The sequence below is a fragment of the Nocardioides sp. NPDC057772 genome (genome assembly GCF_042798075.1).
Classification (GTDB): domain Bacteria; phylum Actinomycetota; class Actinomycetes; order Propionibacteriales; family Nocardioidaceae; genus Nocardioides.
Window position 1 is genome coordinate 14,155 of record NZ_JBHVKN010000036.1, and the last position, 22,224, is coordinate 36,378.

Consider the following 22,224-nt stretch of genomic DNA (forward strand, 5'->3'; position numbering starts at 1 on the left):
TCACTCGTCCCCGGGCACGCCGTAGGAGGGTGCGGCGGTCGGGTCGAGCCCGCGGGTCACGTAGTCGTCGCGCTGCGGCAGCCAGACCTTCAGCAGGTCGCGGAGCTCCTCGATCGGGCGCTCGCTCCAGTCGACCCGGAGGTCGGTGACCCGCCAGGCGACGTCGCGTACGACCGACAGGCCCGCCGAGTGCAGCGGCCCGGCCTCGCCGCCTGCGGCCAGGCCGGCCTCGAGCCCGGCGAGCAGCCGCTCCTCGAGCTCTCCGGTCGCCGCCTCGAAGCCCGCCACGACGGCGTCGACGACCTCGGTGCCGGCCAGCAGGTTGCCGGCGGCGACGACCCGCGGAGCGACGACGTGGTGGTGGACGCCGAGCGAGCCCGCGCCGCTGTACGCGGCCCCGGCTCCGTCGAGACCGAGCACGGTCAGCTGGCGGTGCTCGATGTGGTCGCGGCCCTGGGTGACCGCGGCCAGCGCGGCCCGGGCGTCGAGTCCGGAGGCGAGCGCGTCGAGCAGCTCGGCACCCAAGCGCGGGTCGGTGATGTTCTGCGAGGAGGCGCCGCCGACGCCGGGGCACAGGTGCACGCAGCGTGCGGCGACGGCCGGGCTGGAGGAGGTGACGGCGATGCCGACGGCGCCCTTGCCGTCGGTGGCGAGGACGGAGAAGGTCACTTCGACACCTCGGGGATCACGGCGATCGCGTCGACCTCGACCAGCCACTCCGGGCGGGCCAGGGCGGAGATCACCAGACCGGTCGAGATCGGGTGCACGCCCTTCGTCCAGCGGCCGATGGTGCGGTAGACGACTTCGCGGTAGCGCGGGTCGACGATGTAGATGGTGAGCTTGACCAAGTGCTCCATCTCCGCACCGGCCTCCTCGAGCAGCATCTTGATGTTGGCCATCGCCTGCTCGGTCTGTGCCTCCACGTCGCCGATGCCGACCGACTCGCTGGTGTCCAGGTTCTGCCCGATCTGGCCGCGTACGTAGACGGTGTTGCCCGCGACGACCGCCTGGCACAGGTCGTTGTCGAGGTTCTGCTCGGGATACGTGACGCTGGTGTTGAACGGGCGGATCCGGGTGTGTCCCCCGACGACGATGCTCTTGTTGGTCTCCACGACATCCAGTCCACATGGTCTCCAGCCATGTGTCCAACAGATGTTTCCAACGACTATCGTCAATGAAACAGATGCAAGGCCATGCCCGGTCCCTGCATCGGCGGATCAGATGGATAAGGCCAACAAGATCTGTTGGACATGACCAACGCCGCGACTCAGGATTTCGGTATGGCAAACGAAGAGATCGAGGTCCTCGTCGTCGGCGCCGGCCAGGCCGGCGTGGCGATGAGCGAGCACCTGAGCGACAACGGCGTCCCCCATCTCGTTCTGGAGCGTGACCGGATCGCCGAGCGCTGGCGCACGATGCGCTGGGACTCGCTCGTCGCGAACGGCCCGGCCTGGCACGACCGGTTCCCCGGCCTGGAGTTCCAGGACGTCGAGCCCGACGCGTTCGCCACCAAGGACCAGGTCGCGGCCTACTTCGAGGCGTACGCCGAGAAGATCGCCGCCCCCGTCCGGACCGGCGTCGAGGTCACCTCGGTGACTCGCAACGAGGGCCGTCCGGGCTTCCGGGTGGAGACCTCCGACGGCGTCATCGACGCCCGGTTCGTCGTCGCCGCCACCGGTCCGTTCCAGAAGCCTGTCTACCCGCCGATCGTGCCCGACGGCGCGGTCCGGCTGCAGATGCACTCAAGCGACTACCGCAACCCCGACCAGCTCCCCGAGGGCAACGTCCTGGTCGTGGGCGCCGGCTCCTCCGGCGTCCAGATCGCCGACGAGCTGCAGCGCTCCGGCCGCCAGGTCCACCTCTCCGTCGGCCCGCACGACCGTCCCCCGCGCAGCTACCGCGGCCGCGACTTCTGCTGGTGGCTGGGCGTGCTGGGCCTGTGGGACCTGGAGACCCCCGCCGCCGGTGCGGAGCACGTCACCATCGCCGTCAGCGGCGCCCGCGGCGGCCACACCGTCGACTTCCGCACCCTCGAGGCGGGCGGGATCCAGCTCGTCGGTATGACCGACGCCTACGACGCCGGCACCCTCACCTTCCGCGAGGACCTGGCCGAGAACATCGCCCGCGGAGACGCCAACTACCTCGCCCTCCTCGACGCCGCCGACGAGTACGTCGCCCGCAACGGCATCGACCTGCCCGAGGAGCCCTCGGCCCGTGAGCTCGGCCCCAGCCCCTCGGCCGCGACGACCCCGCTGCTCTCCCTCGACCTGGCCGAGGCCGGCATCACCACGGTGATCTGGGCGACCGGCTTCGCGACCGACTACAGCTGGCTGAAGGTCGACGCGCTCGACGAGAACGGCCGCCCGGCCCACCGTCGCGGCGTCTCGACCGAGCCCGGCGTCTACTTCGTCGGCCTCCCCTGGCTCTCCCGCCGCGGCTCGAGCTTCATCTGGGGTGTCTGGCACGACGCCAAGCACATCGCCGGGCACATCGCGACGCAGCGGAGCTACGCGGCGTACGACCGTCAGGCGCGCGGCTGATCCAGGGCGCACAGCCGCACCGGTCGAAGGCCCGGGCCCCACGAGGGGTCCGGGCCTTCGGCATCGCCACCACGCGGCCGGGGCTGCGTGCTGTCTGACAGACTCCGGGGCATGCGCATCGTCTCGGTCAACGCCTGGGGAGGTGCCCGCCACGACGACCTCGCGGCCTGGCTGCGCACAGCCGGCGCGGACGTCGTCTGTCTCCAAGAGGTGACCCGCACGGCGGGACTGGCCGGATGGACGTCCTTCGCCGACGGCGAGCGGTCGCTCCCTCAGCGGGCGAACCTGCACGACGACGTACGCCGCCTGCTGCCGTCCCACGAGGGCCTGTTCCTGGCCAGCGACGCCGGACCCGTGACCGACGGTGCCGGCCGCCGCCATCAGCAGGACTTCGGCCTCGGCACGTACGTCAACGAGGAGCTGCCGCTCATCGGCATGGCGAGCGCGTTCGTGCACGGCGGCTTCGTCGACCACGACGAGTGGACCGTCTCCGACCGGCCCCGCGCGGTGCAGGCGGTGCGGGTCGTCGACCGTACGGCCGGCCGCACCGTGTGCGTCGTGCAGCTGCACGGCCTGCGCGACCCGGCCGGCAAGGGCGACACCCCGGCCCGGCGCGAGCAGGCCGAGCGGCTGGCCGGGTTCGTCGAGGCGACCCGGGAGCCCGGCGACCTCGTGGTCGTGGCCGGTGACCTCAACCTGCTGCCGGACAGCGCCACCTTCGACGTGCTGCGCAGGATCGGGCTGCACGACCTGGTCGGTACGGCCGACACCCGCACGTCGTCCTATCCCAAGCCGGTGCGGCACGCGAGCTACCTGCTCGTCTCGGACCCGGAAGCCGTCGCGGGCTTCCGGGTCCGTGCGGAGCCGGAGGTCTCGGACCACCGGATCCTCGAGCTCGACCTCACGCCAGCTGGGTGACCTCCCGCCGGAACGGCACCTCGTCGTTCGAGGGCAGGACGGCGTCGAACTCCTCGGCCGCGCGACGGCCCGACCAGACGGCGGCCGCGATCGTGCCGGGAGCCCAGGAGTCGCCGATACCGCGCACCGAGGCGATCTCGCCGGCGTCGCGACGGGCCAGCAGGTCGAGGTAGAGCTCCTCGCGCGGGAGCCGGGCGGTCACCATGACGACCGCATCGCAGTCGAGGTCACGCTCGGCGCCGGCGTAGACGTCCTGGACCCGTACGCCGCCGGTCCCGACGGACACCACCGCGTGGTCGGTGACCCGGGTGATGCCGTTCTCGATCAGACGGCGCTGGATCCGGTTGATCTCGAAGGTGTTGTTGGTCCACGAGGACACCTGCGAGCCGGTGGTGACGATCGAGACGTCGTAGCCCTTCTGCGCGAGCAGCTCGGCGACGACACCACCCAGGTAGTAGTGGTCGTCGTCGTAGACGACGACCTTCTTGCCGTCGGGCAGACGACCGGCGAAGAGGTCGTCGGGCCCGAGCACCTGCATGCCCTCGTCGATCGGCATCGCGGTCGTGTGGAAGCGGGCGACGCCATCGGTGCGCCAGGTGGCGCCGGTGGCGGTGATGACGTGCTCGAAGCCGAACTCGACGATGTCCGCGGCCGCCATCGGGCTCTCGCGGTAGATCTCCACGTTGGGGAGGTCGGCGAGGACGGCCTCGCGGTACTCCTTGACCCGGCCCCACGCCGACAGCCCAGGCAGCTTCGACTCCGCGGTCACCCGGCCGCCGAGGTCGCGCCCGGCCTCGGCGAGCACGACGTCGTAGCCGCGCAGGCCGAGGGCGCGCGCGGCCTCCAGACCGGACGGACCCGCGCCGACGATCAGCACGCGCGAGTCGCTCTCCTTCGCGCGGATCTTCTCCGGGTGCCAGCCGCGGCGCCACTCCTCCCCCATGCTCGGGTTCTGGGTGCAGCGGATCGGCGACATGGTGAGGTCGCCGGAGACGCAGATGTTGCAGCCGATGCACTCGCGGATCAGGTTGAGCCGGCCGTCGCGAATCTTGTTCGGCAGGAACGGGTCCGCGATCGACGGGCGCGCCGCACCGATCAGGTCGAGGATGCCGGCCTTGACCTGGCGCACCATCGCGTCGGGCGAGGTGAACCGGCCGACGCCCACCACGGGCTTGGTGGTGAGCTTCTTCAGCCCGGCGACGAACTCCTCCTGGCGACCCTCCGGCGCGAACCGGGAGGTCACCGAGTCACCCTCCCAGCTGCCCATGGCGAAGTCCCACAGGTCGGGCAGCTCGCCGAGCTCGCGCAGCACGCCCTCGATGTCCTCGCGGGTGATGCCGCCGTCGATCTCCTCCTCGACCGTGATCCGGCAGGCCACGGCGGCCTTGCCGGCGACCTCCTCGATCGTGTCCTCGAGCAGCTCGCGCAGCAGCCGCATCCGGTTCTCCAGCGTGCCGCCGTACGCGTCGGTGCGGTTGTTGTAGCGCCGCGAGAGGAAGTGGTGCGGGGCGCCGTAGCCGTGGGCCCCGTAGACGTAGACGACGTCGTAGCCGGCCTCGAGCGAGCGGCGTACGGCGTTGCGGTGCCAGCGGCGCAGGTCCTCGATGTCCTGCAGCGACATCGCGCGAGCCTGGACCGGCGCGATCGTGTCGGGGGCGACCGGCAGGTGCGCGGGTCCGAGCGGGGTCTCACGACTGAGCTGGTTGGGTGCGTTCATGCCGTTGTGGGCGAGCTCGATGCCGGCCAGGCCGCCGCCCTCGTGGATCGCGTCCGCGATCCGCTTGAGCGCGGGCAGGTCCTGGTCGTCCCAGATCCGCAGCTCGATGAACGGGGCGATGTCGGAGGTCGCGTGGATCTCCACCTGCTCGGTGCACACCACCGACCAGCCGCCCTCGGCCTTGATCTTGCGCATCGCCGCCTGGGCGCTGGGGTCGCGGTAGCCCATGCCGTTGCAGTGGGGCACCTGGTAGAAGCGGTTCTTCGTGGTGAACGGCCCGATCTGGACGGGCTCGAACAGGATGTCGTACGGGGCAGTGGTCATCGAGTGGGCTCCTCGGTGGGGACGGACGGGACAGGGGCGCCGACCTCGGCGCGGACTCGGGCACCACGGACGTACCCGACGGCGCACAGCAGGAGCAGGAAGCCGAGGGTGCCGAGGGTGAAGACCTCGAAGGTCAGCTGGCTCACGCCCCAGATCTCCTCGAACGGGTACGCCTCGCCGAAGAGCCGCTCGAGGGTGCCGGGGAAGACGGCGACCCAGGAGCCGAGCAGGATCCAGGCGAAGGCCAGCCAGCCGAGCAGTGCGAAGCCGCGGTCGGAGACGGGGACACGGAACGGGCGCGGGCGGTCGGGGTAGCGGGTGCGCAGCCGGATGGCGGCCGGGATCACCAGCAGGTAGCTGAGCAGGAAGGTCGAGATCGAGATGGTCAGGACGACGCCGAAGATCGAGGCACCGTCGCCGGTGACCTGCATGGCGACGAGGAGAAACGCGGTGGCCACGACGCCGGAGAGCATGTTGACCCGCACCGGGGTGCCGAGACCCTCGTGGAAGCGCCCGAAGAACCCGCCGAAGAAGGAGCCGTCGGCGGCGGTCATCGCCTGCATCCGGTCGGAGATGATCATCCACGCGGCACCCTGGCTCATCAGGATGTAGACGAAGACGACGGCGGTGAGCGTGAGCAGCGGCTCGGCGGCGGGACCGTAGACGGAATAGACGGTGCCGACCGCGTCGAGCAGGCCGCCGATGCCGGTGATGTCCTCGCTCGGGACGACGAGCAGGATCGCGAAGATCGGCACCAGGTAGCAGACCGCGGCGGTGGCGCAGGAGCGGAAGATCGAGACCGGTACGTCGCGGGCCGGGTTCTCCATCTCGCCGGCGGCGCTGTTGGAGGACTCGAAGCCGAGGTAGGCGAAGAGCAGGATCGGCACCGAGCCGAACAGGCCGAGCAGCGTCGGGTTGAAGTCGCCGCCACTGAGGCCGACGACACCGTTCTTCGTGGCGTAGATGATCGTGGTCAGCACGAAGAAGGCCAGCAGGCCGACCTTGAGGATCGCGCCGCTGGTCGGCAGCCACTTGCCCTTGCTGAGACTGGCGATCGCCGCGACGACGGTGATCCAGATGAACACGATCTTGAAGACGTAGTCACCGACCGAGCCGTGCTCCAGCGGCGTGATGTGGACGCTCACGGTCTCGGCCGCGAGGAAGGCCATCGAGCCGCCGACCCACACCGGTTGGGTGATCCAGGTGAGGATCGCCGCCACCGCGGCGGCCGGCCGGCCGAAGGCGTCCCGGACCCAGGTGTAGGCGCCGCCCTCCTCGCTGAAGGCTGCGCCGGTCTCGGCGAAGATCAGGCCGTACGGCACGAGGAAGAAGACCGCGAGCACGAGGGCCCACGTGAACGCCTCGGCGCCGTAGAGCGACACCTGTCCGAGCGTCTCGAGGCCGACGACGGCGGCGATGAGCAGGAAGACGATGTCGAAGCGTCGCAGCGTCTTGCGGAGATGTGACTGTTGCTCGGCCGCGAGCGCGGTCGGCTGGTTGGTCTGCGTCATGGTGTGTCCCTGGCTGTGTGGGGCTGGCGGTCAGTGGTTGATCCAGACGGTCTTGAGACCGACGTACTTGTCGAGCGCGTGGAGCGAGAGGTCGCGCCCGAAGCCGGAGCCCTTGAACCCGCCGAACGGGGTCCAGGCGCTGAAGGCGTCGACGCCGTTCACGGTCACGGTGCCGGCGTGGATGCGCTCGGCGAGCCGGTGCGCGCGGCTCAGGCTGCCGGTCGCGACGGAGGCGGCCAGGCCGTACGTGGTGTCGTTCGCGAGCGCGACCGCCTCGTCCTCGGTGTCGAAGGGCGTGACCGCCAGGACCGGCCCGAAGACCTCCTCGCGGGCGAGGGCGGAGGCCGGGTCGACGCCGTCGAAGACGGTCGGCTGGACGTAGCAGTCGCTGCCGTCGCGGGTGACCCGCTGACCGCCGGTGACGAGGCGGGCGGTCGAGGCCGTGGCTCCGTCGACGAACTCCATGATCCGGTCGGTCTGCTCGGGCGAGACGATCGCCCCCATCCCGGCTCCGGGGTCGAGCGGGTCGCCCGGGGCGTACGCCTCGGCCTCCTTGGCGACGAGCTCGACGAACTCCTCGTGGACCTCGCGCTGCACCAGCACCCGGGAGTGCGCCGAGCAGACCGCGCCCTGGTTGAACCAGATGCCGAAGGCGGTCTGCTTCGCCGTGGCGGCGAGGTCCTCGGCGTCGGCGAAGACCACGTGCGGGCTCTTGCCGCCGCACTCGAGCCAGACCTGCTTGAGGTTCGACTGGCCGGCGTACTGCAGGAAGTACGCACCGACCTCGGTCGATCCGGTGAAGGCGAGCACGTCGACGTCGGGGTGCAGGCCGAGGGCCTTGCCGGTCGTCTCGCCCAGGCCGGGGACGACGTTGAGGACGCCGTCGGGGATCCCGGCCTCGCTGGCGAGCTCGGCGATCCGCAGCGCCGAGGACGGCGACTGCTCGGCGGGCTTGAGCACGACGCTGTTGCCGGCGGCCATCGCCGGGGCGACCTTCCAGGCGAGCATGTCGACCGGGTAGTTCCACGGGACGACGGCGCCGACGACGCCGAGCGGGACGCGGCGGATCATCGCGGTCGTGCCCGGCGGGGTCGGCGCGACCTCGTCGTTGATCTTGTCGATCGCCTCGGCGTAGTAGCGGAACAGGTTCACCGAGAACGGCAGGTCGAGGTCGTAGGCGTCCACGACCCGCTTGCCCATGTCGAGCGAGTCCAGGACCGCGAGCTCGGCGGCGTGCTCGGCGAGGAGATCGGCGAAGCGGAGCATGCGCTCCCGCCGGAAGGCGACCCCCGCCCGCGACCAGCCGCCGTCGTCGTACGCAGCGCGGGCCGCCCGCACGGCCTCGTCGACCCCGGCGGCGCCGGCGTCGGCGACCTCGGCGAGCAGGGCGCCGGTCGCGGGGTTGCGGTTCTCGAAGGAGCTCTCCGCGGTGTCGACGGAACGACCGTCGACGAACGCTCGGGTCCGGGGACGGACCTCGGCAGCGATCTCTCGCCAGTCCTGGTGGGTACGCACAAGCAAGTCCTTTCTTTGCGCTTCCCCGCAAATATGAGCCTCGCCACACCAGGTGTCAATCAATCGCCCGCAGATTTCACATACGCGTTACGGTTGAGCATGGCTCGACGCAAGGACCAGGCCGCTCGGCGCGAACACCTGACCGCGGCAACACTCACCGTCATCGCCGCTCACGGCCTGGCCGGCGCGACGATGAAGAACATCGCCGCAGAGGCCGGCATCTCGCCGCGCCTGATCGCCTACTACTACCCCGAGCTCGACGGCCTCATCGAGGCCGCTCACCAGGCCGCGACCGACCGCTACTACTGGTCCCGGCAGCGCGCGATCGAGGGCGACCTCTCCCCCGCCGAGAAGCTCGGCCGCCTGATGTACTCAGGCCTTCCGCGAGGTGAGGACCTCCTCCTGAGCCAGGTCCTCGACGAGATCTCGGTCAACGCGAGCCGCAGCCCGATGCACGCCACCTTGATGACCCTGCTCTTCGACCGCGAGGTCTCGCTCTACACCGCCGTCCTCGAGGTCGGCCGCGCGACCGGCGCCTTCTCACTGACCGACTCGGCCGAGGCCATCGCCCGCAACTTCGTGGCCCTCGAGGACGCCTTCGGCCTCCACCTGCTCGCCCACAACTCCTCGCTCAGCCTCGAGCGGGCCGAGCAGCAGCTCGCCAGCTACGCCCATTCGGCGCTCGGCGTCCGGGTCACCCCGATCGACCCCGCCTTGCCCCGAGAAGCAAAGAATCCGCCCGCTTCGAAGTAGCGGTCAGGCCGTCGCGACCCGGGCCGGCCGCGTCGTCCGCGACAGGACCTCGACGCCCCAGCAGACCAGGCAGCCGACGAGCGGGATCGCCACGCTCGACACCATCATGAAGAGGTCGGTCACGAAGGTGTCGCCGACCATCGACTCCCAGACCCTCCCCGACCAGGTGATCCACCCCATCATCAGCACCGCCGGGACGACCAGCCCGACCAGCCACAGGAAGCCCTGGCGCCGCGCAATGCCCCAGGCGGTCACCAGACAGAGCACCGTGACCACCATCTGGAGCCGGATCACCCACAGCCACCACTCACCGTGCGGGAGCTCGAACGACCCACGTGCCTGGAGGAAGTTGGCCGCCAGCCAGAACGAGTCGAAGAACCACGGCACGAGCAGGAGGAGCGGTGCCGTCATCCGACGAACGAAGGTTCGTCCACGCCAGACCAGCACCGCTGCGTAGGTCAGGTAGACCAGCGTGAAGAGCACACCCTGGAACGCGTAGATCTCAGGATGGCCGAGCTCCCACTGGAGCCGGCTCAGCAGCACCAGCCGCAGGGCCTCCGCCGCCGCGACGGCCACCGCCGCCACCACTGAGAGCCCGACCCGATTCGTCCGCTCCGCGCTTGTCGTCATGGCCAGCAGTATTCCGCGTTCGCCGTCGTTTGCATGGGGTGAGGACCGACGTGTCGGTCATTCGACGACCAGCGGGCCGGCCGATCAGTCCTCGGCGCGGTCTCCGATGACGACCGGGCGGCCGGCGACGTACCCGGCGATGAGCTGGACCACCGCGACGCCCAGCAGCAGCGCGATCGGGACCGACCACGATCCGGTGGACTCGCGCAGCAGCCCGACGAGGAACGGGCCGCCGGCGGCGAGCAGGTAGCCGATGCTCTGCCCCATCGAGGAGAGCGCGGTGGTGCCGGCGGTGGTCGCGGTGCGGATGCTGAACAGGGTGAGGACGACCGGGAAGACCGCGCCGCCGATGCCGATCAGCACCGCCCAGACCCAGGCGCCGGCGACGGGGGCGATCCAGAGTCCGGCGAACCCGATCGCGAGGAACGCGGTCAGGACCGCGACCAGGTGGCCCTGCGATGACGCCCGGATCGCGAGCGAGGGCGCCAAGAAGAAGACCGGTACGCCGACGAGGATGCTCACCGCGAGCAGCAGCCCGGCCGTCGCATGGCTGAAGCCCGCGTCGGCGTAGATGCTGGGCAGCCAGCTCATCACGACGTACGCGAACAGCGACTGGGTGCCGAAGACGACCGTCACGGCCCAGGCAACCGGCTCACGCCACAGCGAGACCCGGGCCCCGCCTCCGCGGCGGTGGCCGTGGTCGCGCAGATGTGGCACCCACGCCAGCAGCGCCAGCACGGCGAGCAGCGCCCAGACGCCGAGGCCGACCCGCCAGCTTCCGGCGGCGTGGGCGATCGGCACGGTGACCCCGGCGGCGATCGCCGCGCCCAGCGACATGATCGCGCTGTAGGCACCGGTGACCGCACCGACCCGGTCCGGGAAGCCCTCCTTGACGACGGCGGGAAGCAGCACGTTGGCGAGCGCGATGCCGGCACACGCGACGAACGTGCCGACCAGCAGCAGCCAGGGGTCGCCGACGACGCGGACCAGCAGCCCGGCCACCAGGAGGCCGAGCGCGACGCCGAGACCACGGTGTACGCCGAGCCGACGGGCGAGCGTCATCCCCGTCGCGCCGACGAGCGCGAAGCACAACACCGGCAGCGAGGTGAGGAACGATCTCGTGCCGGCCGAGAGACCGTCGAGCCCGTCCAGAAGGGCACCGAGCGAGGTGATCCCACCGCGCAGGTTCGCCGCCACCAGCAGGACCGCCACCAGGAGCCATACGGTCGACCCGACGGCTGAGCTCGACGGCGTGGACTCGGGGCGGGACTGGAGTCGGGAGGTCACAGCCCCTAGGATGCCAGACATCGGATGATTGGACGAAAGGACGGCACGGTGCCGCTCTCCACCACCACGCCTCGTTCCCTGGTCGACCAGGCGATCGACGGCATGCGCGAGCTGCTCGCCGACGGCGAATGGGCCGTCGGCGCACGCATCCCGCCGGAGCCAGAGCTCGCCGCGGCGCTCGGCGTCAGCCGCAACACCGTCCGCGAGGCGGTGCGGGCGCTGGCCCACACCGGCGTGCTGGAGGTGCGACGCGGGGACGGGACGTACGTCGCCGCCTCCAACGAGGTCGCCGCGATGATGCGGCGCCAGGTCGGCCGGGTCGACCTGCAGCACGTCCTCGAGGTCCGCCACGCGATCGAGACCCAGGCCGCGGCGCTGGCCGCCGAGCGCCGCTCCGACGACGACCTGCAGACCCTGACCGCTCTGATGGAACGGCGAGCGGCGGCCGTCGAGGCGGGCGACAGCGAAGCCTTCGCGGAGGCCGACGCCGAGTTCCACCTCGGCGTGGTGACCGCCACCCACAACCCGCTTCTCATCGAGCTCTACGCCGGCTTCGAGGAGACCCTGCGCGCGACCATCCACCTCGACGACGAGACCGCCGAGATCGCCGACGAGCACGCCGCCGTGTTCGAGGCGATCCGCGCCCAGGACGCCGACGCCGCGGCCGCCGCCGTCACCGGCCTGCTCCACACGCTCGCCCGCTGACGCGATTCAGCCCAGGCGTCTCAACGCGGCCTCGGCCGCATGGAAGCCGCCCATGCCATGGACCCCGCCGCCCGGCGGTGTCGCCGAGGAGCACAGGTAGACCCCGGGAACCCGTAGGGCGTACGGATCGAGCGCAGGTCGCGGCCGGAAGGCGATCTGGCCAGCGGTGTTCGCGCCCGCGCTGATGTCACCGCCCACCCAGTTGGGGTTGTAGGCCTCGAACTCGGCGGGAGTGCGCGTGGAGACCGCGACGACGCGCTCCCGGAAGCCGGGAGCGAAGCGTTCGATCTGGCCGAGGATCGCCTCGGTGGCGTCGCCGTCGTAGGCGTGCGGGACGTGTGCGTAGGCGTAGATCGGGTTGATCGAGCCGTGGGACCGGATCGGGTCGGCGAGGTACTGCTGGCCCAGAAGGACGAAGGGCCGCTCGGGCATCACGCCGCGGGTCGTCTCCTTCTCGACCGCGGCGATCTCGGCCGCCGTACCTCCCAGGTGGAGCGTGCCCGCGCGACGGCACTCCTGGTTCGTCCACGGGATGTCGCCCTGGATCGCGATGTCGACCTTGAACGCCGCCGGACCGTAGCGATACCGGCCCAGCGCCCGGCGTACGCGGCCGGGCAGGGTGTCGCCCATGATCTCGAGCACGCCGGCCGGTGCGGTGTCGAGGAGGACGACCTCGGGACGGCCCCCGGCGAGGTCGCGCAGCTGGTCGAGGGAGGTGACCCGCACGCCGGTGACCACCGAGCCGCCGAGCTCGGCGAGCACGGCCAGCAGTGCGCGGGCGATGCTCTCGGAGCCGCCCTCGGCCACCGGCCAGCCCACGACGTGAGTGGCCGCGGTCAGCATCAGGCCGACCGAGCTGCTGAGCGGGGTGTCGAGGCGCCCGAACGCATGGGCGGCGACACCCATGAACAGCGCACGCGCCGGATCGTCCTGGAACCGGCGGACCGCCCAGGTCGCAGGCTGCAGGGCGTGGACGCCGAAGCGGCCCAGGACGACCGGGTGACGCGGCACGTGCGCCACCGGTTGGAACACCTCGTCGATGAGCGCCTCGAAGTTGTCGGTGGGGTTGGCGAAGAGCCGGTCCCATCGGTCGGCGTCCACGCCCAGCGAGCGCCGGGTCAGCTCCCGGTCGCGGGCCGCGACCCCCGCCCGACCGTCGTCGAGCGGGTGTGCGAGATCGATCTCCGGCCACAGCCAGCGCAGGCCGTGCCGCTCCAGCCCCAGCGAGGTGAAGTAGGGCGAGGCGACCCCGGTCGGGTGGAACGCGGAGCAGTCGTCGTGGAGCACACCGGGGACGGTGCGCTCGCTGGTCCGGGTGCCGCCCCCGGGCCGGTCGTGCGCCTCGATGACGGTGACGTCCATCCCGGCCTGGGCCAGACGGATCGCGCCGGCCAGCCCGTTGGGCCCGCTGCCCACCACCACAGCCGTGCTCATGCGGTCAGCGTACGGCCGCGGATTCGTCAACGGCCCGGGAGGTCGACCCGGATGAACTTCGGCCGGTACAGGAGCGGGTCGCGCAGCACTGCTCCGAGGTCCGTGCTGTTGCGGCTGTAGGACACGATCACCGAGCCCGGCTCCTCGAGGATGTCGGGGTGGGCCAGCGGCATGTAGCGCAGCTCGCCACGCGCGACCCCGGAGGGAAGGGTGCCGACCGGAGGCTGCGCGCGGAACGGTCCCGTCGGTGACGACGAGGTCCAGAAGACCAGGTCGTCACCCAGGAACTCACCGCTCTTGCTGAACGCATACCAGCGCCCGTCCCGCTCGAAGACGCTCAGTGTCTGGGAGACGCCGTCGGCCGCCGGGATCAGCTCTGTCGCGGCGCCGGCCCGCCTTCCCCAGCCCGTTCCGTCCCAATACATCCAGCGGTCGGGCTCGGCGACATGGTCGGGCTCGACCCGGGCGAGGTGGAGCGAGAACCCGGTGCCGAGCTCCGGCTCGGGCTCGCGCGCGGTGCCGTACAGGTAGAGCCACTTCCCCGACAGCGCCGCCGCGGCGCCCCACATCGGCCGGCGCGTGTCGGCGTCGTCGGCACCGATGTCGGTCACCGCGATCAGCTGTGGCACTCCCCCGTCCGGGACGACGAACTGGGCGATCGCCGGGCCGAGCGCCTCGAACCCGAACACGTCCTTGGAGATCGTACGCACCCGCTGGGCCGCCACCACGACGAGCGTGTATCCCGGCTTGTCGAGCGAGGTCACCGACATCGGCCAGTAGCCGACGCCGTCCTCGCGGTCGGGGATGATGGCGCCTCCGGACTCCGGCAGGACGACGCGCAGGCAGTCGGGCTCGACGAGCAGCATCGAGTTGCGTACGAAACCGGCGCCGGGGAGCTCCTCGTCGCGCAACGTGTCGCCGAACATCCAGATGCTCCGCCCGTCCCCCAGGGTGGTGCTCACGCCGACGTCACCGCCCTGGAGCGCAGGCTCGGCGCGCAGCCTGGTGATCCGGTTGAGGTCGTCGACGTCCTCGACGGGACCTGACGGCACGCACTGGGTCGTCGAGGCGAGGCTGGCCAGCGGCCGGGGCACGGTCCCGGCGTGCAGGGCGGAGGTGACCGCGGTCACCAGCACGGTCAGGCAGGTGGCCGAGACCAGCACCACACCGAGGGTCCTCCGCCACCCGCTCATCGAGACAGGAGCACTCTCGGGTGCGACGAGACCTCGGACCAGCCAGCGGCTCGCCACCAGCACGACCAGCCCGAGCAGCGCCGAACCCACGATGGTCACCACCGGTTGAGCGATGCCGGTGCGCGTCTCGACCGCCCACAGCAGCGACTCGGCCGCCCCGGCGATCGTCCATCGCGAGCCGATCGCCCACGTGTCGGCGAGCAGCAGACGGTCGCCGGCGACGAGAAGGGGCACCGGACCGGCGACGATCACGGCTGCCGCGAACGAAAGGCCCGGCAATCCACCGATGACCTCGCAGGCGAAGGTCAGCGCCCCCGCGGCGAGCACCGTGGCGGCGAGGATCGACGCGATGAGCATCTGCTCCCCTGCCGGTGCCGGGACGGCGAGGAACCAGCCCCAGACGCCCGCTCCCACCGTCAGCGTGGCGAGCGCGGTCAGCCGAGCCACCAGCCGGGGCAGCGTACGTGCCAGCGGCCCCCACACGAGGGAGACGACGCACACCAGCAGGAAGCCGGCCACCGCGGCTCCGAAGGTGACCAGGCCCCACGACCGCTCCTCGACCCGCTCGTCCGACTCGGCGAGCGCAACGCTCCTTCCACGCGTCTTCTCGATGCGTGCGGCCTCGGCGTGGATCGCGCGAGCGAGCCCAGGCCGGTGGGCGGCGGCGATCCGCAGCTCGTCGCGAGTCCCGGACAGGTCGAGGTGAAGTGCCGCGACGACGTCACCGCTCTCCAGCAGCGACTCCGCCTCGGACCGGTCCTCGACCCCACCCGCCGCGAACGGGCGCCCGGGCACCGCGTTGACCTGCTTCACGAGGGGCGCGGTGACGACGTCGGGGCCGACCAGCACCACCGGCGCCGCGTGCAGCTCACCCGCATCGGTGCGCAGTCCGCCGACGATCCAGCCCAGGGCGACCAGCACGAGCACGGCGCACAGTGCGACCTCACCACGACTCCCCGGCCGCACCCCTCACCGCCCCTCCTCCGTCACCGCACCGCGCGGCGCTCGTCGAGGGTCATGTAAGCAGTGCGACCGGGTCGCCCGCCACCGGCCTAGTTCGGAGTGGCGCGCCAGCGCTGGGTGCCGGTCGCGGTGTCGGTCTGCTGGATCACCAGTCCGTTGGCGTCGACCGCCAGACTGAGGCCGCTGTGCTTGGCCGAGATCTTCAGAGCCGCACCGTCGGCCGCGATGACCCAGCGCTGGTTGGAGGTGCCGGTGCAGGTGTACTCCACGACCGGGTCGCCGCTCGTCCTCGAGCTGTAGGCGACGTCGGCACACAGACCGGTGCCGGCATTCTTCAGCTGGTAGCTGCCGTCGTCCTCGTTCCGGGTGACGACCCACTTCTGCGAGGCCGCGGTCCCGACCGTCGACGTGGTCAGCTGACCGTTGCTGGTGCCGCGGGCGGCGTCGAGCGCAAGCCCGGAGGCGACGTTGCCGAGCGAGTACTGGCCGTCCGCCAGCGCCGGCGGCACGATCTCCTCGTTGCCGACCGTCATCGCGAAGACGTGCACCGCCGCATTGGAGGGCAGCGTGACCGCCGCGATCTCCTTGGCCGGGTCGGTGCGCAGGGTCTTGGTGAACAGTCGGTAGGAGACGGTCGGGTAGGCCGGGCCGCTCGGCGTGTTCTTCCCGAGCGTGGTGACGGCCACCTTGGCGCCGTAGCTGTCGGTCGCCGCACAGCACCAGTTCGGGAAGCCGAGGGTCCCCGTGGAGGAGGTGCCGTCGGCGTAGTGCACCGTCGCCTTCCCCGAGGCCGACAGGCTGGTCCCGGTCCCGAGGAACGCCAGCGCGTTGCCGCGACCGCTGATCCTGATGGTCTCGCCACCGGAGGCGACGTTGTCCTTCGTGCCCGGCGCCGAGCCCGGCCAGGTGAAGTCGAAGCCGTTCGCGCTCACCGTGGCCCCGGGCGTCACTCCCTTCTCGGCGAGCTTGTTCGCGAGGAAGCTGCTGCCGCCACCGTCGATGTCACCCGGCGCAGGGTCCTCGGGCTTGGTGACGCCGACGTTGTTCACCGCCGACGCGAGGTCCGGATGGGCGACGGTGGTGGTCGCCGAGTCGGTCACCGTGTAGGTCCGGTCATGGGTCACGTACGTCGCGTCGACGCCGATCTGGACACGTCCGGGTTCCGCGTCTGCCGGCGGCGTGACGCTGAAGGTCGCGGTGCGCGACGCGCCCGGCGCCAGGCCACCGGACACGGGAGCACCCGCGCGTACGTCCCAGCCCTCGGGCGCGGTCGCCGTCATCGACTCGAGCTGCACGTGCGAGCCGGTCTCGTTGGTGAAGGTGGCGCTGACCTTCGCCGCCTCACCGGCGACCGCGATCGCGGAGGTGGTGGCGTCGAGGTTCACGTTGCGGTCGCCCGGGTGGCCGCCGCCGACGGCGGAGGACCCGTTCAGCGCGACCACGGCCGCCGCGGAGGTGGGCAGCTTCCCGGTCTTCACCGACGTGACGCCCGTCGCGGCGTCGTGGAACCATCCGGTCGCGGACTCCTCCAGCTCTGTGGCAGATCCCCGCTGCGGCAGCTCCTTGCCGCCCAGCTCCACGCTCCCCGGCTCGGCGTCGGCGTGCACACTGAGCCCGTACTCGCGCGAAGCGGGCTTGCCGGCGTACGAGCCCTCGACCTTGCCCAGCCGCACCACGACACGGCCACGGCCCTGCTCGGGGGCGTCGACCTGGAACTTCTGGGTGGCGGACTCGCCCGAGGCGTGCGCCTGGCTGCGCCCGTCGTCCTCGTAGTTCACGAACGACGAGGAGCCCTGCGGGTAGATGTCCAGGTCGAGGCGGCCCGACCTCTTGCCCTGCTGCCAGTCGAGCGTGCCCTCAGGGAACTGCGGCACGACCGCTCCGGCGCGTACGAACAGGGGCAGCGTGTCCAGTGGAGCCTTGTAGCCGTCGATCGTGGTCGGCCCCTGGTGGACCCGGCCGCTCCAGTAGTCGACCCAGGTTCCCTTCGGGAGGTAGATCCCGTCGCGGGTCGTGGCGTCCTCGTAGACCGGGGCGACCAGGAAGTCGTCACCGGCGAGGAACTCGTACTTGACCGCGTCGCCCCAGGTCTTCGGGTCCTCGGGATAGTTGAGGTAGAGCGGCTTGACCGCGCCGACACCGTTACGGTGGGCCCGCATCGTGTGCGTGTAGAAGTAGGGCAGCAGCCGCTCGTGCAGCTTCAGATACTTCCGGTTGATCGAGGTGTACGGCTCGCCGTAGCGCCACGGCTGCTTGTCGGAGGCCGCCCACCCGCTCATCAGGTAGGTCATCGGCAGGAACATCTTCCACTGCATGTCCCGGACGTACGTCTCCGCGCTGCCGCCGAAGATGCCGTCGACGTCGCCGGTGGCGAGGTGCTGGCCGGACATGGTGGACCCGGCGTAGGTCGGGATCTGCCAGCGGATGTAGTCCCAGCTCCCGGACTGGTCGCCGCTCCACACCGCGGCGCAGCGCTGGGTGCCGGCCCAGCCCTCGACGGTGAGGACGGTCGAACGGTCGGCGCTGTTGGTCTCGATGCCGTCGCGCGCCTGCTCGCAGGCGTCGAGCGCGAAGCGGTAGCCCGGGCCGACCCAGGCGACGTCGGTCTTGCGGACACGTACGCCGGCCTGGACCTCGGCCTCCTGCTCGGTCAGGTCGTCCTCGGTCCACAGACCCAGCTCGGCGCCGTGGTCGTTCAGCATGTCGCCGGTCTCGGCCAGGTCCTCGTAGCCGCAGCCGTAGCCGTCGTTGACCAGCATCCAGCCCAGCGGCAGGTCGTGCTCGGCATAGCCGTCGGCGATCGCCTTCGAGTCCCGCAGGGTCTCGCGCTCTCCGCGGTTGGCGTTGTGCAGGTAGCAGTCGGCGTCGCCGATCTCCAGGGCGTACATCGGGACCGCGACCGGCCGCCCGGTCAGCTCGGTGTAGGAGTCGATGACGCGCTCGGCGTCACCGACGAAGTAGTAGGCGTCGAAGCGTTGCTCGTCGTGGGTGGTCGTGGTCGGCGCGCCGAAGTCGTAGCTGCCCGGTGCGAAGGTGTTGCGCAGCACCCCGTAGCCGCGGGAGGAGAGGTAGAACGGCACCGCGTTGGGGTTGCCACCGTCGTTCCAGTTGAAGTCGCGCGAGATCTTGATCGTCTCGCCGCGGTGGCTGAACCGGCCGTTCTGCATGCCGCCGCCGAAGAACTGCTCCTCGGCACCGCGCTCCAGGTGCTGCGAGGTGCCGTTGTCGCCCCAGGTCAGCGGCGAGGCCTCCGACATCAGCACGCGCCCGCTCGGGTCGGTGAGGCGCAGGGTGATCGGCCGCTTGGTCACCGTGAGCACGGCCTTCGCCGTGCTGATGACGTACGCCGCGTCGGTCTCCTTCACCTGCGACTGCCCGCCGGGGTAGTCGCGCTTGACGACGATGTCGGCGTCGGGAGCGGCGGGGTCGGTGGGGTCCTCGTTGGCCGGGTCGTCGAACTCGCCGTTCGGCGCCAGGCGTACGCGGACCATGTCGGCGTCCTCGAAGGTCACGCGCAGCGCGGCCTCTCCGGAGGCGAAGGTGTAGCTGTCGCCGTCGCGCTCGAAGCCGGTCACGTCGCCGAGCTCGCTCGTCGCCTCGGCCGCCACCGAGCTCACCGGGCTGAGCGCGACCAGGCCCGCGGTCAACGCGACTCCCGCGACCAGTAACCGTCGGAATGATTGATTGAACATGATCACATCACGCCCTAATTAGTCAGAATCAATCGAAGTCGAGGGCGACTGTAACGTAGGTCACACTGCGCGGTCCACCCTCGGTCCACCGATCAGCGCGAGCAGGCGCGCGGCCTCGCCGGCGACCGCGTCGCGGCCGGCGCCGAGGTACTTGCGGGGGTCGACCTTCGCCGCGTCCTCCAGCGCCACGCGAACGGCCCGGGTGAAGGTCGCGTTGAGGTGGGTCGCGATGTTGATCTTGGTCATCCCGGCGGCGACGGCAGCGACGATGCCCTCGTCGGGGACCCCGGAGGAGCCGTGCAGCACGAGCGGTACGTCGACCGCATCGGCGAGCCGGGCGATGAGCTCGTTGTCGAGGGACGCCGTCCGCGTCGTCATCGCATGCGAGGAACCGACCGCGACCGCGAGCGCGTCGACCCCGGTCGCCTCGACATAGGCCGTGGCCTCGTCCGGGCGGGTGCGGACCCCCGGCGCGTGCACACCGTCCTTGCCACCCACCTCGCCCAGCTCGGACTCGACCGAGACGCCACGCTCGTGGCACCAGGCCGCGATCTTGGCGGTGGCGGCGACGTTCGAGTCGTAGTCGAGCTTGGAGGCGTCGAACATGACCGAGGGACACCCCAGCTCCACGGCCTCCTCGACGAGCTCGACCCGGGTCGCGTGGTCGAGGTGCACACACACCGGCACCGTGGCGCGCTCCGCGATCGCGAGGGTGGCGCCCAGCAGCGGCGCGAGGTCACCGCGGTAGTCGGCGGTGTTCTCGGATATCTGCAGGACGACCGGGCGGCCGGCCTGCTCGGCGCCGGCGACGATCGCCTCGGCCAGCTCGAGCTGGATGACGTTCATCGCGCCCAGCCCGCCCCCGGTCCCGCGGGCGTGGTCGAGCAGCAGGGACATCGGTACCAGGGGCATCTCAGGCCTCCTTGTCGACTCGTTCGACCTCGATGGCCGCCAGGACCGACGCGTACGTCCCGGCGTCGATCTCGCCGGCGATCGGGGCCGCCACCGCCGCAGCGCCCAGCGCAGCGGCGTCGCGCAGGGTCTCCGGCCACGGCCTGCCGTGGGCGAGGCCGCGGGCGAGGCCCGCGGCGGCCGCGTCCCCGGCGCCGGTGGGATTCCCGGCGATCCCGTCGGGCGCGCGGACCGCCCAGCACTGGCCGTCGACGCACGCGATCAGGCCGCGACGTCCACGGGTCAGCACGACCGGTCCCCCGTGGCGGGCGGCGAGCTCGGCGACCGCGACGGCCGGGTCGTCCGGGGCGTGCCCGAGGAGTCGCGCGATCTCGTCCTCGTTGGGAGTCAGGACGGCTCCGGTCCCGACCGCCGCGGCGAGCGCCGCGTCATCGAGGTCGAGGATCACCGGGACACCAGCGGCTGCCGCGAGCCGGGCGATCCGCACCGGTAGATCGACGGGCACGCCGGGCGCCAGGCTGCCGGAGACGGCGACGGCCGTCGCGGCCGCCAGCCGGGCCTCGACGAGGTCGAGCAGCCGCTGGTCGGCGCCGGGCGCCGCCTGCCGGCCGGGCTCCCACAGCGAGGTCGTCGACTCGGCGACGACGACCAGGGCCCGGCGTACGTCCTCGAGCTCGGGCAGGAAGGTCGACGGCAGCTCCCGCCGGAGCGCCTCGGCGAAGTCCTCGTCGGCGAGACCGACGGCATGGGTCGGCTCCCCCAGCTGGTGGAGCACTCGGGCGACGTTCACGCCCTTGCCGCCGAGCCGGGTGATGACCTCGGCGACCCGGTGCACCTCCCCCACGGTCAGCCGGGGCAGGCGGTAGGTCACGTCGATCGCCGGGTTGAGGGTGATCGTGATGATCATGCGCGCTTCTCCGTCGGAGCGAGGGCGAGTCTGGCGGCGCCGATCAGGCCGGCCCGGCCGCCGAGGGACGAGAGGCGCACGGGCGGGACCGCCGTGACGCCGGCCCGCTCGCGCATGCGTGACCGCAACGGGTCGAGCAGGGCTCTCCTGGCCTCGGCGACGCCGCCGCCCAGGATGATCTCGCCGGGCGCGAGCAGCGCTCCGACCGCGAGGAAACCGTCGGCGAGCGCGGTGACCGCCTCGGACCAGACCTCGGCGGCCAGGTGGTCGTACTCGGCCCGCGCGACCAGCTCGGCGACGCCGGTGATTCCGGCGTCACTGGTGTCACTGGTGTCACTGGTGTCACCGCCCAGCGCGGCGTACCTCTCCAGCATCGCGCGGGCGCCCGCGCGCGCCTCCACGCAGCCGCGCCGGCCGCACACGCACGGCGGACCGGCCGGGTCGACCACCAGGTGGCCGAGCTCGCCGGCCTGCCCGGAGACGCCGACGACCGCCCGACCCTCGACGTACGTCACCGCAGCAACACCCGTGCCGAGCACCGCCACGAGCGCGGATGCCGGCGAGCCGGCATCCTCCCAGATCGCGCCCGCTGCGGCGGCCGTGTCGTGCATGACCGTGACAGGGAGGCCCAGGCGCTCGGCGAGCGGCGCCGCCACCGGGGTGTCGACGAGGCCGAGGTTGACCGCCTTGCGGGAGATGCCGGACTCGGTGTCGACGAGACCGGGGAAGGCGACGCCGACCCCGGAGACCTCCGACCGGGCGGCCGGGCTCAGGCCGGCGAGGAGCTCCTCGCCCATCCGTGCGATGTCGTCGAGCACGGCCGGACCCGGCCGGGTGACCACCCGCGACTCGGCCAGCACCACGTCGTCGGGCCCGACCACGGCGCCACGCACCGAGGTGCCGCCGACGTCGAACGCGAGGGCGAGCGCTCGCATCACGCGGGAGGAGCGGCAGCCGGGCTGAGGATGATCGAGCGCGTCAGGTTGCGCGGCGCGTCCGGATCGAGACCGGCGCGGCGGGCCCGTTCCACGCAGAGCAGGTGCACGCGCACCAGCTCGGCGAGCGGGTCGACCTCGGAGTGGATCAGGTCGGCGCCGGTGACCGCGACGTCGTCGGCGAAGCCGGGCACCAGGTCGCCGAAGGCCCACACGACCCGGCCGGGGGCACTGATCGAGAGCGGGCCGTGGCGGTATTCCATCATCGGGTAGGACTCGGTCCACAGC

17 protein-coding genes and 1 pseudogene are annotated in these 22,224 nt (G+C 71.6%); 4 read left to right on the top strand and 14 right to left on the bottom strand.

Going from position 1 to position 22,224, the window contains the following annotated elements:
* Together ACFVJS_RS09165 and ACFVJS_RS09170 are read right to left on the bottom strand one after the other, a co-directional pair.
* Positions 1 to 669 carry a DUF1028 domain-containing protein gene (locus ACFVJS_RS09165; protein WP_378878643.1) on the bottom strand — a complete coding sequence of 223 codons (669 nt, stop codon included), beginning with the start codon at positions 667 to 669 and terminating at the stop codon, positions 1 to 3.
* A complete protein-coding gene (locus ACFVJS_RS09170; RefSeq protein WP_336738855.1) occupies positions 666 to 1,112 on the bottom strand; it encodes a RidA family protein in 447 nt (148 codons plus the stop codon). Before ACFVJS_RS09170 ends, ACFVJS_RS09165 begins: the two co-directional genes overlap by 4 nt.
* Before the next feature lie 168 nt (positions 1,113 to 1,280).
* On the opposite strand from ACFVJS_RS09170, the gene ACFVJS_RS09175 reads away from it, so the two are divergent.
* Positions 1,281 to 2,540, top strand: a complete 1,260-nt coding sequence (locus ACFVJS_RS09175) for a flavin-containing monooxygenase (RefSeq protein WP_378878644.1) — start codon at positions 1,281 to 1,283, stop codon at positions 2,538 to 2,540.
* 111 nt (positions 2,541 to 2,651) lie between these two features.
* Positions 2,652 to 3,458, top strand: coding sequence for an endonuclease/exonuclease/phosphatase family protein (locus tag ACFVJS_RS09180; RefSeq protein WP_378878646.1), 807 nt, complete (start codon positions 2,652 to 2,654; stop codon positions 3,456 to 3,458).
* Here the strand turns inward: ACFVJS_RS09180 and ACFVJS_RS09185 are convergent.
* Genes ACFVJS_RS09185 through ACFVJS_RS09195 form a run of 3 tightly spaced genes read right to left on the bottom strand, consistent with a single transcriptional unit; the run spans position 3,442 to position 8,525 of the window.
* A complete protein-coding gene (locus tag ACFVJS_RS09185) occupies positions 3,442 to 5,499 on the bottom strand; it encodes an FAD-dependent oxidoreductase (protein WP_378878648.1) in 2,058 nt (685 codons plus the stop codon). The genes ACFVJS_RS09180 and ACFVJS_RS09185 overlap by 17 nt on opposite strands.
* The gene (locus tag ACFVJS_RS09190; RefSeq protein ID WP_378878649.1) at positions 5,496 to 7,010 is read right to left on the bottom strand and encodes an APC family permease; all 1,515 of its coding nucleotides are present in this window, start codon (positions 7,008 to 7,010) and stop codon (positions 5,496 to 5,498) included. Before ACFVJS_RS09190 ends, ACFVJS_RS09185 begins: the two co-directional genes overlap by 4 nt.
* A 30-nt stretch (positions 7,011 to 7,040) precedes the next feature.
* A complete protein-coding gene (locus ACFVJS_RS09195; RefSeq protein ID WP_378878651.1) occupies positions 7,041 to 8,525 on the bottom strand; it encodes an aldehyde dehydrogenase in 1,485 nt (494 codons plus the stop codon).
* Between the two features lie 99 nt (positions 8,526 to 8,624).
* On the opposite strand from ACFVJS_RS09195, the gene ACFVJS_RS09200 reads away from it, so the two are divergent.
* Positions 8,625 to 9,278 carry a TetR/AcrR family transcriptional regulator gene (locus ACFVJS_RS09200; protein ID WP_378878653.1) on the top strand — a complete coding sequence of 218 codons (654 nt, stop codon included), beginning with the start codon at positions 8,625 to 8,627 and terminating at the stop codon, positions 9,276 to 9,278.
* 3 nt (positions 9,279 to 9,281) lie between these two features.
* Here the strand turns inward: ACFVJS_RS09200 and ACFVJS_RS09205 are convergent, their stop codons facing one another.
* Both ACFVJS_RS09205 and ACFVJS_RS09210 read right to left on the bottom strand, forming a co-directional pair.
* On the bottom strand, positions 9,282 to 9,908 hold the full coding sequence (locus ACFVJS_RS09205; protein ID WP_378878655.1) for a hypothetical protein: 627 nt from the start codon (positions 9,906 to 9,908) through the stop codon (positions 9,282 to 9,284).
* Between the two features lie 84 nt (positions 9,909 to 9,992).
* Positions 9,993 to 11,195, bottom strand: coding sequence for an MFS transporter (locus ACFVJS_RS09210; RefSeq protein ID WP_378878656.1), 1,203 nt, complete (start codon positions 11,193 to 11,195; stop codon positions 9,993 to 9,995).
* Positions 11,196 to 11,219: 24 nt separating this feature from the next.
* Between ACFVJS_RS09210 and ACFVJS_RS09215 the strand changes: the two genes are divergently transcribed.
* On the top strand, positions 11,220 to 11,900 hold the full coding sequence (locus ACFVJS_RS09215; protein WP_378878658.1) for a FadR/GntR family transcriptional regulator: 681 nt from the start codon (positions 11,220 to 11,222) through the stop codon (positions 11,898 to 11,900).
* 6 nt (positions 11,901 to 11,906) lie between these two features.
* Here ACFVJS_RS09215 and ACFVJS_RS09220 read toward each other — a convergent pair whose 3' ends face one another.
* From ACFVJS_RS09220 to ACFVJS_RS09250, 7 genes and pseudogenes are all read right to left on the bottom strand, one after another.
* Positions 11,907 to 13,334, bottom strand: a complete 1,428-nt coding sequence (locus ACFVJS_RS09220) for a phytoene desaturase family protein (protein ID WP_378878660.1) — start codon at positions 13,332 to 13,334, stop codon at positions 11,907 to 11,909.
* A 26-nt stretch (positions 13,335 to 13,360) separates the two neighbouring features.
* Entirely contained in the window at positions 13,361 to 15,493 is a 2,133-nt protein-coding gene (locus ACFVJS_RS09225; RefSeq protein WP_378878661.1) for a hypothetical protein, read from the bottom strand.
* An 86-nt stretch (positions 15,494 to 15,579) separates the two neighbouring features.
* Complete coding sequence (locus ACFVJS_RS09230; protein WP_378878663.1) at positions 15,580 to 19,182, bottom strand: TIM-barrel domain-containing protein; 3,603 nt, start codon at positions 19,180 to 19,182, stop codon at positions 15,580 to 15,582.
* 60 nt (positions 19,183 to 19,242) lie between these two features.
* A complete protein-coding gene (locus ACFVJS_RS09235; protein WP_378878665.1) occupies positions 19,243 to 20,094 on the bottom strand; it encodes a class II fructose-bisphosphate aldolase in 852 nt (283 codons plus the stop codon).
* A 1-nt stretch (position 20,095) separates the two neighbouring features.
* Positions 20,096 to 21,001 carry a PfkB family carbohydrate kinase gene (locus tag ACFVJS_RS09240; RefSeq protein WP_378878667.1) on the bottom strand — a complete coding sequence of 302 codons (906 nt, stop codon included), beginning with the start codon at positions 20,999 to 21,001 and terminating at the stop codon, positions 20,096 to 20,098.
* Complete coding sequence (locus tag ACFVJS_RS09245) at positions 20,998 to 21,936, bottom strand: ROK family protein (protein WP_378878669.1); 939 nt, start codon at positions 21,934 to 21,936, stop codon at positions 20,998 to 21,000. The genes ACFVJS_RS09240 and ACFVJS_RS09245 overlap by 4 nt, the downstream gene beginning before the upstream one ends.
* Positions 21,936 to 22,224 (bottom strand): annotated as a pseudogene (locus ACFVJS_RS09250) (sugar isomerase); the annotation flags it as partial. The gene ACFVJS_RS09245 and the pseudogene ACFVJS_RS09250, both read right to left, overlap by 1 nt.